Here is a 13679-nt window from a genome sequence, read left to right as displayed (position 1 = left end):
TTCTTGTTTTCCTTACTTGGTGCCCACTGTGGCGAACGAGGTGCCGAACACCGTCATCGTCAGCAGTACCAGCATGCCCAGGATCATGGCGAATGCGTAATGGTAGATATAGCCGGACTGCAGGTAGCGGCTCACCGAAGCGAACCAGCCGACCACACGTGCGGCACCGTTGACCACCAGGCCATCGATCAGCCCCTGGTCGCCGCCCTTCCACAGGCCGGTGCCAAGCAGACGTGCACCGCGGGCAAACACGGCCTCGTTGATGGCGTCCATGTAGTACTTGTTGTCGAGCAGCGTGTACAGGCCCGAGCAGCGTTGCTTGATCGCGGCAGGGATATCCGGGCGCTTCATGTAGAAGAACCAGGACAGCACCACACCCGAGATGGCCAGCCACAGCACCGGCGTGGTCAGCGAATGCAGGCCCATCGCCACCCAGCCGTGGAAGGCTTCGGCCAGCTCCGCCATCGCGTGGTGGTTCTCGCCCACGTAGATCACGTTCTTGAAGGCCACGCCATGCTTGAAGAAGTCGCCGAACAGCATCGGGCCGATCGCGATCGCACCGATCACCACCGACGGGATGGCCAGCAGCACCAGCGGCAGCGTGACGACCCACGGCGACTCGTGCGGCTTCTCGCCCGGGGCCAGGCCGTGATGATGGTCGGCCGTTGCCTCCTCATCGTCATGGTTGCCCGCGTGATGTGCGTGGTGGTCTTCCTTGCCGAAACGCTCTTCGCCGTGGAACACCAGGAAGTACATGCGGAACGAGTAGAACGCCGTGACGAACACGCCGGCCAGCACGGCGAAGTAAGCGAAGCCCGAACCCGGGATATGCGACTCGGCCACGGCCTCGATGATCGAGTCCTTGGAGTAGAAGCCCGCAAAGAACGGCGTGCCGATCAGGGCCAGCGAGCCCACCAGCGAGGTGATCCAGGTAATCGGCATGTACTTGCGCAGGCCACCCATGTTGCGGATGTCCTGATCGTGGTGCATGCCGATGATGACCGAACCCGCGGCAAGGAACAGCAGTGCCTTGAAGAATGCGTGGGTCATCAGGTGGAACACGGCCACCGAGTAAGCCGAGGCGCCCAGGGCGACGGTCATGTAGCCCAGCTGCGACAGCGTGGAGTAAGCCACCACGCGCTTGATGTCGTTCTGGATGATGCCCAGGAAGCCCATGAACAGCGCGGTAATGGCGCCGATCACCAGCACGAACGACAGCGCGGTGTCCGACAGCTCGAACAGCGGCGACATGCGCGCGACCATGAAGATGCCGGCCGTCACCATGGTGGCGGCGTGGATCAGCGCGGAGATCGGGGTCGGGCCTTCCATCGAGTCGGGCAGCCACACGTGCAGCGGGAACTGCGCCGACTTGCCCATGGCGCCGATGAACAGGCAGATGCAGGCGACCGTGATCATCAACCAGTCGGTGCCCGGGAAGATCACCGTGGCGAGCTGGTCGCGCGCGGCGAAGACTTCGGTGTAGTTCATGCTGCCGCTGTAGGCCAGCAGCAGGCCGATGCCGAGGATGAAGCCGAAGTCACCCACGCGGTTGACCAGGAACGCCTTCAGGTTGGCGAAGATGGCGGTCGGGCGGGTGTACCAGAAGCCGATCAGCAGGTACGACACCAGGCCCACAGCTTCCCAGCCGAAGAACAGCTGCAGGAAGTTGTTGCTCATCACCAGCATCAGCATCGAGAAGGTGAACAGCGAGATGTAGGCGAAGAAGCGGTTGTAGCCGGGGTCTTCGCTCATGTAGCCGACGGTGTAGATGTGCACCATCAGCGAGACGAAGGTCACCACCACCATCATCATCGCGGTCAGCGAGTCGACCAGGAAGCCCACTTCCATCTTCAGGTCGCCGATCTTCATCCACTCGTACACGGTGGCGTTGAAGCTCGCGCCGTTCATGACGTCCATCAGCACGATGATCGACAGCAGGCAGGAAATCGCCACGCCGAGAATCGTCACGGTGTGGGCCAGCGTGCGGCCGGCGCGTGTCTCCGAGGAGAACGTGCTGAAGAACTTGGTGCCGAACAGGCCGGCGATGGCTGCACCGGCGAGCGGTGCGAGCGGAATCGCCAGTAGCAGGTTGGGGTCGAGCGTGGTTGCCATAGGACGCTTAGTGGTGTGCGGTCGGAGAACGGTCTTGATTCATAACGTAGCGGCGCGGATCAACCCTTGAGGGTGTCCATGTCGTCCACGTTGATCGTGTCCAGGTTGCGGAACAGCACGACCAGGATTGCAAGGCCGATTGCCGATTCGGCCGCAGCCACCGTGAGGATAAAGAAAACGAAAACCTGTCCTGCCAGGTCGCCCAGATAGTGCGAGAAGGCGACGAAGTTCATATTGACCGCAAGCAGCATCAGCTCGATCGCCATCAGCAGCACGATCACGTTCTTGCGGTTCAGGAAAATACCAACGATGCTGATGGCGAACAGGATCGCACCGAGCACGAGGAAATGGGCGAGAGAGAGCACAGCGTTTCTCCGGGCTTTAGTTCTTGTTGGCGGCAGCCGCGGCATCCGGGCTGGCTTGGGTGCCGGCACGGGCTTCGCTGGGCATCGAGACCAGGCGCACGCGGTCCTGGCGGCGGGTACGCAACTGCTCGCCCACGTCTTGCGACTTGTTGTCCTTGCGGCGGCGCAGCGTCAGCGCCACGGCGGCGATGATCGCCACCAGCAGGATGATGCCCGCCACTTCAAACGCGTAGATGTAGTCGGTGTAGATCAGCTTGCCGAGCGCGGCGGTGTTGGAGTAGTCCGGGCCCTGCGCCACGTTGTTCAGCGGCACCGTGGTGCCGATGAAGTTACGCACCAGCACGGTGGCCATCTCGCCGATGATCAGCGCGCCGACCACCGAGGCCAGCGGCACGTAGGTCCAGAAGTCCCGTCGCAGGTGCTCGATGTCGATATCAATCATCATCACCACGAACAGGAACAGCACCATCACGGCGCCCACATACACCAGCACCAGCAGGATGGCGAGGAATTCGGCCTTCAGCAGCATCCAGATCGCGGCTGCCGTAAAAAACGACAGCACGAGGAACAGTGCGGAGTGCACCGGGTTCTTCGCGGTGATGACTTTCAGTGCGGAGAGCACCAGCACCAGCGCAAAGACATAGAAGATGGTGGTCGTGAGTTCCATGGTCCTCGTCGAGCCTTCCGGCACAAGCCACCCCCGGTGGCCTGCCCTTGCGGCATCCTTTTCGTTAGCCCCACACGGGGCCCGATTCACAATGCATTGGCAACGCCCGCCAGGTTCGGCGGGCATGCCCTGTAATGCGCTTATCAGCGGTACTTGGCGTCCGCGGCCTTGGCCGCGGCAATCTGCGGCTCGTAGCGGTCGCCCACTGCCAGCAGCATGTCCTTGGTGAAGTACAGGTCGCCGCGCTTCTCGCCGTGGTACTCGAGAATATGCGTCTCGACGATGGCGTCGACCGGGCAGGCTTCTTCGCAGAAGCCGCAGAAAATGCACTTTGTCAGGTCGATGTCATAGCGCGTGGTGCGGCGGGTGCCATCGGCGCGGGCATCGGACTCGATGGAAATGGCCACAGCCGGGCAAACCGCTTCGCACAGCTTGCAGGCGATGCAGCGCTCTTCCCCGTTGGGGTAGCGGCGCAGCGCGTGCAGCCCGCGAAAACGCGGCGACATCGGCGTTTTCTCTTCGGGGAACTGGACCGTGATCTTGCGGGCGAAGAGATAGCGCCCGGTCAGAGCCATGCCCTTGAAGAGTTCCTTCAGGAGCAGGCTGTTGAAGAAGTCCTTGATGGCGAGCAGCATGACGATTGCTTCCTAATGATTCCGCAGGGCGCCGCCTGTCGTGGCAGCACCCCTGCTTTGGCCGTTCAATGCCAGATATTCCAGGGCGACCGGATCCAGATCGCGACGATGACCAGCCAGCCCACCGTCAGCGGGATGAAGATCTTCCAGCCCAGGCGCATGATCTGGTCATAGCGGTAACGCGGAAACGAAGCACGAATCCAGATAAACACCGACAGCAGCAAAAATACCTTGATCACCAGCCAGAAGAAGCCCGGGACCGCATTGGTGATGAAGCTCTCGAACGGCGGCGCCCAGCCTCCCAGGAACATCAGCGCGGTCATCGTCGAGATGACGATCATGTTGATGTACTCAGCCAGGAAGAACAGCGCGAAGCCCATGCCCGAGTACTCGATCATGTGGCCGGCAACGATTTCCGACTCGCCTTCCACCACGTCGAACGGGTGGCGGTTGGTTTCGGCCACGCCGGAGATGAAGTACACGCCGAACATGGGCAGCAGCGGCAGCCAGTTCCACGACAGTACGTTGATCCCCATGTTGGCGAAATAGCCGGTGTTCTGCGAGTTGACGATGGCCGACAGGTTCAGGCTGCCCGACACCATCAGCACCGTCACCAGGGCAAAGCCCATGGCGATTTCATACGAGACCATCTGCGCCGCGGCGCGCATGGCGCCGATGAAGGCGTACTTGGAGTTGGAGGCCCAGCCGGCCAGGATCACGCCGTAGACGCCGACCGAGCTGATCGCCATCACGTACAGAAGGCCGGCATTGACGTTGGCCATCACCACTTCGGCCTGGAACGGAATCACCGCCCAGATCGCCACAGCGGGCATCAGCACCATCAGCGGGGCAACCAGGTACATGCCCCGGCTGACCTGCGTGGGCATCATCACTTCCTTGAGCAGCAGCTTGAGCACGTCGGCGATCGGCTGCAGCAGGCCCAGCGGCCCGACCCGGTTCGGGCCGATACGCACGTGCATCCAGCCAATCAGCTTGCGCTCCCACAGGATCAGGTAGGCCACGCACAACAGCAGCGGCACCACAATGACCACGGCGCGAATCAGGATCCACAGCGGCGTCCAGGCGCCGCCGAAGAGATTCTGTCCTTGCGAGGTAATCCAATCGATCATGTTTCTTTCTCGCTCTTCTTATGCCGTGGCCGCCGGCTCGGCCGCGCCCTTCGCGGTGGCGGCCAGGTCGATGGCTTTCTCTACGGTGACGGTGCCAAACGCTGCACCCAGCGTGGTCGCGGCAACGGTGCCGGCGGACACGCGCACGGTGCCGGCAGGCAACGCGGCTTCCAGTGCGGCCGGCAGCACCACGCTGCCCTGCCCTTGCGTCACGCGCACCGGGTCGCCAGCCTGCACGCCCAGCGAGGCGAACAGGTCGGCCGACAGGCCGGCTTGCATGGCGCGGCGCGCGGCTGCGGACAGTTGCAGCGAATCGGCACGGCGCACGATCGGGTCGGCGTGGTAGATCGGCACATCGGCAATGCGTTCGATCCCACCTGCTACCTGGGCGGTGACGCGGATGGCCGCGTCGGTGCCGTTGTTCAGTTGCGGTGCGACCGGCTTGGCCAGTACTTCGTCGCGCACGCTTTCGGCGGTCTCGAAGTCGAAGCCAGGCACGTCCAGCAGGTTGCCCAGCACGCGCAGCACCTTCCAGCCCGGACGCGCATCGCCCAGCGCGCGCACGACGCCGTTGAAGCTTTGCGGCAGGCCTTCGCAGTTCACGAACGTGCCTGCGGTTTCGGTGAACGGGGTCACCGGCAGGATCACGTCAGCATATTGCAGCGCAGCGTCCGAGCGGAACGCGGACAGCACCACCACGGTGCCTGCCTGGGCCAGCGCGGCCAGTGCCTGGGTCGGGTTGGCGGCATCGAACTCGGGCTCCGTGTTCAACAGCACGTAGGCACGGCGCGGCGTGTCGAACATGGCCTGCGCATTGGCGCCGCCGTTCTGCGGCAGCGCGCCGGCGATATAGCCACCGACGGTGTTCGCGGCCTCGGTCAGGAAGCCCAGCGTGGCACCGGTTTCCGTGGCGATCCACTGTGCCAGCGCATGCAGCGTGGCGAATTGCGGGTGACGCACGGCCTCGTTGCCGAGGAACACCGCGCGGCGCTCGCCCGACAGCAGCGCGTCAGCCACGAGCTTGGCCTTGTCGTCGCCATCGAAGCCATCGGTGCCCGCCGGAGCGGCCACGCCCTTGGCGGCGGCAACGGCACGGGCCACGCCGGCCAGGGCTGCGGTCCAGCCGGACGGCGCCACGTCAATGCGTGCGGCCAGCGGCATCAGCAGGTCCTCGGCGCTGGCGCCGAGCACCGCCACGCGGGCGCCCTTCTTGCCAGCCTGGCGCAGACGCGCGGCCAGCAGCGGATGATCCTTGCGCAGGGCGGAACCGATCACCAGCACGCGTTGCAGCGTGGAGACGTCGGCGATCGGCAGGCCGAGCCACGGCGCGCCCTTGATGGCGGCCGAGAAATCGGTCTGGCGCTGGCGGAAGTCGACGTTGTCGCTGCCCAGGCCACGCACCAGCTTGCCCAGCAGGTGGAGTTCTTCCAGCGTGCTGTGCGGGCTGGCCAGCGCGGCGATCTGGTCGGCGCCATGGTCGCGCTTGATGCTCGCGAGGCCATTGGCCACGTATTCCAGCGCGGTCTGCCAGTCGGTTTCCATCCACTCGCCGCCCTGCTTGACGAGCGGCTTGGTGAGACGGTCGGGGCTGTTGAGGCCTTCGTACGAGAAGCGGTCCTTGTCGGACAGCCAGCATTCGTTGACGGCTTCGTTGTCCAGCGGCAGCACGCGCATCACGCGCTGGTTCTTGGTCTGCACCACCAGGTTCGCGCCCAGGCCATCGTGCGGCGACACCGACTTGCGGCGTGCCAGTTCCCAGGTACGTGCCGAGTAGCGGAACGGCTTGCTGGTCAGCGCGCCGACCGGGCAGAGGTCGATCATGTTGCCGGACAGTTCCGAATCCACGGTCTGGCCGACGAAGGTCGTGATCTCGGAGTGCTCGCCACGGCCCAGCATGCCCAGCTCCATCACGCCGGCCACTTCCTGGCCAAAGCGCACGCAGCGGGTGCAGTGGATGCAGCGGCTCATCTCTTCCATGGAGATCAGCGGGCCCACGTTCTTGTGGAATACGACGCGCTTTTCTTCCTTGTAGCGCGATTCCGATGCACCGTAGCCCACGGCCAGATCCTGCAACTGGCACTCGCCGCCCTGATCGCAGATCGGGCAATCCAGCGGGTGGTTGATCAGCAGGAATTCCATCACCGACTTCTGCGCCTTGACTGCCTTCTCCGAATTGGTGAAGACCTTCATGCCAGGGGTGACCGGCGTGGCGCAGGCGGGCAGCGCCTTGGGCGCTTTCTCAACCTCAACCAGGCACATGCGGCAGTTCGCCGCGATGGACAATTTACGGTGGTAGCAGAAGTGCGGGATGTAGGTGCCCAACTGGCGGGCGGCTTCCATCACCAGGCTGCCTTCAGCAACCTCAACCTTCTTGCCGTCGATCTCGAGTTCAACCATGTTCTGCCACGCTTAAGAGTAGGCCGGAACCATGCACTGCTTGTGTTCGACGTGATATTCGAACTCTTTCCAGTAGTGCTTGAGCATGCCGCGGACCGGCATCGCTGCCGCATCACCAAGCGCGCAGATAGTGCGGCCCATGATGTTTTCAGCGACGTTATTGAGCAGGTCCAGATCTTCCTGGCGCCCTTCTCCGTGTTCGATACGATTCACCATGCGGTAGAGCCAGCCGGTGCCTTCACGGCACGGCGTGCACTGGCCGCACGATTCTTCAAAGTAGAAATACGACAGACGCAGCAGCGAGCGAACCATGCAGCGCGTCTCGTCCATCACGATCACCGCGCCCGAGCCCAGCATCGAGCCGGCCTTGGCGATCGAGTCATAGTCCATGTCGGACGCCATCATCATGTCGCCCGGCACCACCGGCGCGGACGAGCCGCCCGGGATCACTGCCTTGATGCGCTTGCCGCCGCGCATGCCGCCGGCGAGTTCCAGCAGGGTCGCGAACGGCGTGCCCAGCGGGATCTCGTAGTTGCCGGGGCGCTCGACGTCGCCGGAGATCGAGAAGATCTTGGAGCCGCCGTTGTTCGGCTTGCCCATCTTCAGGTAGTTCTCCGGCCCGATCGCCAACAGGAACGGCACCGCGGCAAACGTTTCCGTGTTGTTGATGGTGGTCGGCTTGCCGTACAGGCCGAAGCTGGCCGGGAACGGCGGCTTGAAGCGCGGCTGGCCTTTCTTGCCTTCCAGCGATTCGAGCAGCGCGGTTTCCTCGCCACAGATATAGGCGCCGTAGCCGTGGTGGGCGTGCAGCTGGAAGTCGAAGCCCGAGCCCAGGATGTTGTCACCCAGGAAGCCGGCGGCACGCGCCTCTTCGAGCGCTTGCTCGAAGATCTTGTACTCGTTCCAGATTTCGCCGTGGATGTAGTTGTAGCCCACGGTGATGCCCATCGCGTACGCACCGATGGCCATGCCTTCGATCAGCGCATGCGGGTTGTAGCGGATGATGTCGCGGTCCTTGAAGGTACCGGGCTCGCCCTCGTCGGTGTTGCAGACCAGGTATTTCTGGCCGGGGAACTGACGCGGCATGAAGCTCCACTTCAGGCCGGTGGGAAAGCCTGCGCCGCCACGGCCGCGCAGGCCGGAGGCCTTGACGTCCGCGATCACCTGCTCGGGCGTGATCTTTTCGGTCAGGATGCGCTTGAGCTGCTGGTAGCCACCGCGCTTGACGTAGTCGTCGAGGTGCCAGTTGCTGCCATCGAGGCCAGCCAGGATCAGCGGCTTGATATGACGGTCGTGCAGAGAGGTCATGTTACTTGTCTCCCTTGGCTGCAGTGCTGCCGGCGGCCTTGAGCTCGTCGACGAGCGCGTCCAGCTTGGCGTCGCTCATATGGCTGCACATGCGGGTATTGTTGACGATCATCACCGGTGCGTCGCCGCAGGCACCCATGCACTCGCCTTCCTTGAGGGTGAAGGTGCCGCACGGGGTGGTTTCGTTGTAGCCGATCCCCAGCTTTTGCTTGAGGTAGTCGCCAGCACGTTCGCCGCCGGAGAGTGCGCACGGCAGGTTGGTGCAGACGGTCAGCTTGTACCTGCCGACCGGCTTGGTGTCGTACATGTTGTAGAAGGTTGCAACCTCCTCGACCCATACCGGCGGCATGTCGAGGTAGCTGGCAACAAACTGCATGACTTCCGGGGAGACCCAGCCCACTTCGCCCTGCGCCACGGCCAACGCCGCCATCACGGCCGACTGCTTCTGGTCAGCCGGATACTTGGCGATCGCGCGATCGATTTCCTTGAGAGCTTCTGCTGATAGCATGGTCGTTGCTGTAATACGCCGTGTCATTTGTGGATCTGCGCCGCCACATGGCGCGCATCCCACAGGTTTGCAGCCGTCGCTGCCGTTGCAGCCCGCATGTCAAAGGCATGCCGGGCTCACCGCGGGTTTCCCGTGACCGGACACGATCTTTTGTGGGTCCGTGCCAGGGGCGCCCGGATCGTCGTCCGGGGCCGGCGGCTCTTGTTAGCTCGTCAGCGGTCGATTTCGCCGAAGACGATGTCTTGCGTACCGATGATCGTTACCGCATCCGCAATCATGTGGCCCTTGGCCATTTCATCCAGTGCGGCCAGATGAGCAAAGCCCGGGGCACGGATCTTCAGGCGATACGGCTTGTTCGCACCGTCGGAGATGGCATAGATGCCGAACTCGCCCTTCGGGTGCTCCACCGCCGCATAAGTCTCGCCTTCGGGCACGTGAATGCCTTCGGTGAAGAGCTTGAAGTGGTGGATCAGCTCTTCCATGTTCGACTTCATGTCCACGCGCGACGGCGGTGCAACCTTATGGTTGTCGCTCATCACCGGGCCCGGATTACGGCGCAGCCAGTCGATGCACTGCTTGATGATGTTGTTGGACTGGCGCATTTCTTCCACGCGCACCAGGTAGCGGGAGTAGCAATCGCCGCCCACGCCCACCGGCACCTGGAAGTCCATGCGGTCGTACACTTCGTAGGGCTGCTTCTTGCGCAGGTCCCACTCGATGCCGGAGCCGCGCAGCATCGGGCCGGTAAAGCCCATCTGCAGCGCACGTTCGGGGCTCACCACGCCGATGCCGACCAGGCGTTGCTTCCAGATCCGGTTGTCCGTCAGCAGCGTTTCGTATTCGTCGACGTACTTCGGGAAGCGGTTGGTGAAGTCCTCGATGAAGTCCAGCAGCGAGCCCGAACGCGCTTCGTTCATGGCCTTGATGGCGCGCTCGTTGTGGATCTTGGACGCCTTGTATTGCGGCATCGTGTCCGGCAGGTCGCGGTACACGCCACCCGGACGGTAGTAGGCCGCGTGCATGCGCGCCCCCGACACCGCCTCGTACATGTCGAACATGTCTTCGCGTTCGCGGAAGGCGTACAGGAACACCGCCATCGCGCCCACGTCGAGCGCGTGCGAGCCGATCCACATCAGGTGGTTCAGCAAGCGCGTGATTTCGTCGAACATCACGCGGATGTATTGCGCACGAATCGGCACCTCGAGACCCAGCATCTTCTCGATGGCCATCACGTAGGCGTGCTCGTTGACCATCATCGACACGTAGTCGAGGCGGTCCATGTACGGCACGCTCTGGATCCAGGTCTTCTGCTCGGCCAGCTTTTCGGTGGCACGGTGCAGCAGGCCGATATGGGGGTCGGCACGCTGGATGACTTCGCCGTCCAGCTCCAGCACAAGGCGCAGCACGCCGTGTGCCGCAGGGTGCTGCGGACCGAAGTTAAGGGTGTAATTCTTGATGTCTGCCATTGCGCGTTCTCAGTGCTGCAAGCCGCCGTAATTCTCTTCGCGGATCACGCGGGGCGTGACCTCGCGCGGCTCGATCGTGACGGGCTGATAGATCACCCGCTTTTGCTCGGGGTCGTAGCGCATCTCGACGTAGCCCGAGACCGGGAAATCCTTGCGGAACGGGTGGCCGACGAAACCGTAGTCGGTCAGCAGGCGGCGCAGGTCGTTGTGGCCTTCGAACACGATGCCGTAGAAGTCGAACGCTTCGCGCTCGAACCAGTTCGCCGAGTTCCAGACGTCGGTCAGCGAGGGCACCACGGGCACGTCGTCGTCCGGCGCGAACACGCGTACGCGCAGGCGCCAGTTGTGCTTGATCGAGATCAGGTGCGTCACGACCGCGAAACGGGCGCCGTCCCAGGCACCGTCGCCATAAGTGGAATAGTCGACGCCGCACACATCGAGCAGTTGCTCAAAATGCAGTGAGGGATCGTCGCGCAGCATCAGCGCGCTTTCCAGGTAGTCATCGGCCTTGACGATAAGGGTAATCTCGCCTAGCGCCTCTACCAGTTTCTGGATACGCTTGCCCAGTACCTTTTCGAGCGCGGCCTTCAGAGTATCGAGGTTCGACATGTCAGCCCTTGCGCGCGATGGTGTTGGTGCGACGGATCTTGTTCTGCAGCTGGATGATGCCGTAGATCAGCGCTTCCGCCGTCGGAGGGCAGCCAGGCACATAGATATCCACCGGCACGATCCGGTCGCAACCACGCACCACCGAATACGAGTAGTGATAGTAGCCACCGCCATTCGCGCAGGAACCCATCGAGATCACCCAACGCGGCTCTGCCATCTGGTCATAGACCTTGCGCAGCGCGGGGGCCATCTTGTTGCACAGCGTGCCGGCCACGATCATCACGTCCGACTGGCGCGGCGACGGGCGGAAAATCACGCCGAAGCGGTCCATGTCGTAGCGCGCGGCGCCAGCATGCATCATTTCCACAGCGCAGCACGCCAGGCCAAAGGTCATCGGCCAGAGCGACCCGGTGCGGGTCCAGTTGATCAGCTTGTCAGCGGTAGTCGTGACGAAGCCTTCATTGAGAACGCCTTCGATTGCCATATCACATCACTCCCAATCGAGCGCGCCCTTTTTCCAGATGTAGACGAAGCCCACGATGAATTCCAGCAGAAACACGCCCATGGCGAAGAAACCCGGCCAGCCGATATCCCGCAGGGCTACACCCCAGGGAAACAGGAAGGCGGTCTCGAGATCGAACAGGATAAAAAGAATAGCGATGAGGTAGTAGCGCACGTCGAACTTCATGCGCGCGTCCTCGAACGCTTCGAAGCCGCACTCGTACGGAGAGAGCTTCGCGGGATCAGGTTTGTTTGGACCGAGAATTCGGCCGATCGACATCAGTGCAATGCCGAGCACGACACCGAAGATGATGAAGATGAGGACGGGGAAGTAGGCTTCGAGATTCAAGGTACGGCCAGCCTTATCTGGAATGTTGTCAACAGCACCAGCGGTAAGCGGCGTCCTGTTGCCCACCCCAAGCGCCATTCCGTAGAAATTACGACGCCGCCTTGCGGACTGGCCGGGGCATGCATCCGGGATGGTTTCCGGATGCATGCCCCGATCAAGTTGTTTGGTGCCGACGGCGAGACTCGAACTCGCACAGCTTTCGCCACTACCCCCTCAAGATAGCGTGTCTACCAATTTCACCACGTCGGCTGGGGGAGAAACAATATTGCCTCGCGCCGGGCTTTTCAGGGCCCTGGGTTTTCACACCCTTCGGAACTCTGGCTGGGATGCTACTTTATCCTGGCTGGAGCCCCGTCGCTGGGGGATCGTTTCAAGCCTTGTATTCTAACCTAGGATTCTTGTTTTGTTCAATGCACAACAGCAAAAATCTTCAAGAATAAGTCACAAGGCTCGTTGATTATTTCGGTACAGCAGGCGCAGAAGGATTCGAGGCCGCGGCAGCCGATGCAGCAGCAGGCGCCGAGGCCCCCGCCACCGCCGGTGCCACCGCGGGCGCGGAGCCCATCACACCCAGCGAAGCTGCCGGCCGATAGTTGCCCATCAGCGTCAGGCTCAGCGTGCAGATGAAGAACAGCGTCGCCAGCACGGCGGTGGTACGCGACAGGAAGTTGGCCGAGCCGGTGGCGCCGAACAGGCTGCCCGAGGCCCCCGAGCCGAACGCCGCACCGACATCGGCGCCCTTGCCGTGCTGCAGCAGCACCAGGCCAATCACGCCAAGCGCGGACAGTACCTGCGCCACTACCAACAAAGTTTTGAAAATTGCCATTTGGTTCGATTCGCTTGCCTGATCAGACCCTATGAGCGGCCGGCATTCAGGCGTTGCCGATCGCGAGGAAATCGTCCGACTTCAGCGAGGCGCCTCCGATAAGGCCCCCGTCGATGTCGGGCATGGAAAATAGTTCTGCCGCATTGTCCGGCTTCACGCTGCCGCCGTACAACATGGCCATGCGAGCAGCCACGCCTGCGTCGCGCGCAGCCACCTGGGCGCGCAGGAAAGCGTGCACGGCCTGCGCCTGCTCGCTGCTTGCGGTCTTGCCCGTGCCAATCGCCCACACCGGCTCATAGGCCAGCACGATGCGGCCGAGCTGCTCAAGCGACAGGGCCTCGAGCACGGCGCCGAGCTGACGGCCTACCACGGCCTCGGTCTCGCCTGCCTCGCGCTGCGCCAGGCTCTCGCCCACGCACACCACCGGCACAATGCCGAACTCCAGCGCGCGCACCGCCTTGGCCGCTACCGTGGCATCCGTCTCGCCATGGTAGCTGCGTCGCTCCGAATGCCCCACCAGGACATACGAAACACCGAACTCAGCCAGCATGGAGGCCGCGACTTCGCCCGTGAAGGCACCGCGCGCCTCGGCGGACACGTCCTGCGCACCCCAGGCCACCGCGGACCCGGCCAACAACGCCTGGCACTGCGCAAGATACGGGAACGGCGCGCATACTGCCAGGCGAGCGCTTGCGGGCGCCGCCTTGATCGCTTCCAGCAAGGTTACATTGGCAGCCAGGCTGCCGTGCATCTTCCAGTTGCCGATAACGAGCTTTTGTCTCACAGGGCGCCCCTCTCAATCAAAC

General features: G+C 63.0%; 14 protein-coding genes and 1 tRNA gene. All 15 read right to left on the bottom strand.

Translation table 11 applies throughout. The annotated features are described in order from the left end of the window. Positions 1–12: 12 nt before the first annotated feature. Positions 13–2112 carry an NADH-quinone oxidoreductase subunit L gene (gene nuoL, locus F7R26_RS05830; protein WP_150983753.1) on the bottom strand — a complete coding sequence of 700 codons (2100 nt, stop codon included), beginning with the start codon at positions 2110–2112 and terminating at the stop codon, positions 13–15. Between the two features lie 59 nt (positions 2113–2171). Further along, a complete protein-coding gene (nuoK, locus tag F7R26_RS05825) occupies positions 2172–2477 on the bottom strand; it encodes an NADH-quinone oxidoreductase subunit NuoK (protein WP_006156828.1) in 306 nt (101 codons plus the stop codon). Between the two features lie 16 nt (positions 2478–2493). Further along, complete coding sequence (locus F7R26_RS05820) at positions 2494–3144, bottom strand: NADH-quinone oxidoreductase subunit J (protein WP_150983751.1); 651 nt, start codon at positions 3142–3144, stop codon at positions 2494–2496. 143 nt (positions 3145–3287) lie between these two features. Next, a complete protein-coding gene (gene nuoI / locus F7R26_RS05815) occupies positions 3288–3779 on the bottom strand; it encodes an NADH-quinone oxidoreductase subunit NuoI (RefSeq protein WP_006156830.1) in 492 nt (163 codons plus the stop codon). A 65-nt stretch (positions 3780–3844) separates the two neighbouring features. Then, positions 3845–4909 (bottom strand): NADH-quinone oxidoreductase subunit NuoH, encoded by a 1065-nt coding sequence (gene nuoH / locus F7R26_RS05810; RefSeq protein ID WP_043344744.1) that lies wholly within the window; start codon positions 4907–4909, stop codon positions 3845–3847. 18 nt (positions 4910–4927) lie between these two features. Next, positions 4928–7306, bottom strand: coding sequence for an NADH-quinone oxidoreductase subunit NuoG (gene nuoG, locus F7R26_RS05805; protein ID WP_150983749.1), 2379 nt, complete (start codon positions 7304–7306; stop codon positions 4928–4930). 12 nt (positions 7307–7318) lie between these two features. Continuing rightward, positions 7319–8614, bottom strand: coding sequence for an NADH-quinone oxidoreductase subunit NuoF (gene nuoF / locus F7R26_RS05800; RefSeq protein WP_150983748.1), 1296 nt, complete (start codon positions 8612–8614; stop codon positions 7319–7321). Position 8615: 1 nt separating this feature from the next. Further along, positions 8616–9122, bottom strand: coding sequence for an NADH-quinone oxidoreductase subunit NuoE (gene nuoE, locus F7R26_RS05795; RefSeq protein WP_150983747.1), 507 nt, complete (start codon positions 9120–9122; stop codon positions 8616–8618). Between the two features lie 212 nt (positions 9123–9334). Continuing rightward, entirely contained in the window at positions 9335–10588 is a 1254-nt protein-coding gene (locus F7R26_RS05790) for an NADH-quinone oxidoreductase subunit D (protein WP_006156835.1), read from the bottom strand. A gap of 9 nt (positions 10589–10597) precedes the next feature. Beyond that, positions 10598–11197: an NADH-quinone oxidoreductase subunit C gene (locus F7R26_RS05785; protein ID WP_150983746.1), complete on the bottom strand. Its 600-nt coding sequence runs from the start codon at positions 11195–11197 to the stop codon at positions 10598–10600. Position 11198: 1 nt separating this feature from the next. Further along, on the bottom strand, positions 11199–11681 hold the full coding sequence (locus tag F7R26_RS05780) for a NuoB/complex I 20 kDa subunit family protein (RefSeq protein WP_006156837.1): 483 nt from the start codon (positions 11679–11681) through the stop codon (positions 11199–11201). Between the two features lie 6 nt (positions 11682–11687). Further along, positions 11688–12047: an NADH-quinone oxidoreductase subunit A gene (locus F7R26_RS05775; protein ID WP_006156838.1), complete on the bottom strand. Its 360-nt coding sequence runs from the start codon at positions 12045–12047 to the stop codon at positions 11688–11690. A 164-nt stretch (positions 12048–12211) separates the two neighbouring features. After that, a tRNA-Leu gene (locus F7R26_RS05770) sits at positions 12212–12296 on the bottom strand. Positions 12297–12504: 208 nt separating this feature from the next. Then, a complete protein-coding gene (gene secG / locus F7R26_RS05765) occupies positions 12505–12873 on the bottom strand; it encodes a preprotein translocase subunit SecG (protein ID WP_150983745.1) in 369 nt (122 codons plus the stop codon). A 46-nt stretch (positions 12874–12919) separates the two neighbouring features. Next, complete coding sequence (gene tpiA, locus F7R26_RS05760) at positions 12920–13657, bottom strand: triose-phosphate isomerase (RefSeq protein ID WP_150983744.1); 738 nt, start codon at positions 13655–13657, stop codon at positions 12920–12922. Between the last annotated feature and the right edge of the window lie 22 nt (positions 13658–13679).

The sequence above is a fragment of the Cupriavidus basilensis genome (assembly GCF_008801925.2).
In the GTDB taxonomy this organism is placed as follows: domain Bacteria; phylum Pseudomonadota; class Gammaproteobacteria; order Burkholderiales; family Burkholderiaceae; genus Cupriavidus; species Cupriavidus basilensis.
The sequence above is the reverse complement of the archived record's forward strand: the minus strand, read 5'-3'. Positions and strand labels throughout refer to the sequence as shown.

Coding starts and splice junctions, on each gene's coding strand:
- nuoL (WP_150983753.1), bottom strand. CDS start 2,112: ATGGCAACCACGCTCGACCCCAACCTGCTACTGGCGATTCCGCTCGCA.
- F7R26_RS05820 (WP_150983751.1), bottom strand. CDS start 3,144: ATGGAACTCACGACCACCATCTTCTATGTCTTTGCGCTGGTGCTGGTG.
- nuoI (WP_006156830.1), bottom strand. CDS start 3,779: ATGCTGCTCGCCATCAAGGACTTCTTCAACAGCCTGCTCCTGAAGGAA.
- nuoH (WP_043344744.1), bottom strand. CDS start 4,909: ATGATCGATTGGATTACCTCGCAAGGACAGAATCTCTTCGGCGGCGCC.
- nuoG (WP_150983749.1), bottom strand. CDS start 7,306: ATGGTTGAACTCGAGATCGACGGCAAGAAGGTTGAGGTTGCTGAAGGC.
- nuoF (WP_150983748.1), bottom strand. CDS start 8,614: ATGACCTCTCTGCACGACCGTCATATCAAGCCGCTGATCCTGGCTGGC.
- nuoE (WP_150983747.1), bottom strand. CDS start 9,122: ATGCTATCAGCAGAAGCTCTCAAGGAAATCGATCGCGCGATCGCCAAG.
- F7R26_RS05790 (WP_006156835.1), bottom strand. CDS start 10,588: ATGGCAGACATCAAGAATTACACCCTTAACTTCGGTCCGCAGCACCCT.
- F7R26_RS05785 (WP_150983746.1), bottom strand. CDS start 11,197: ATGTCGAACCTCGATACTCTGAAGGCCGCGCTCGAAAAGGTACTGGGC.
- F7R26_RS05780 (WP_006156837.1), bottom strand. CDS start 11,681: ATGGCAATCGAAGGCGTTCTCAATGAAGGCTTCGTCACGACTACCGCT.
- secG (WP_150983745.1), bottom strand. CDS start 12,873: ATGGCAATTTTCAAAACTTTGTTGGTAGTGGCGCAGGTACTGTCCGCG.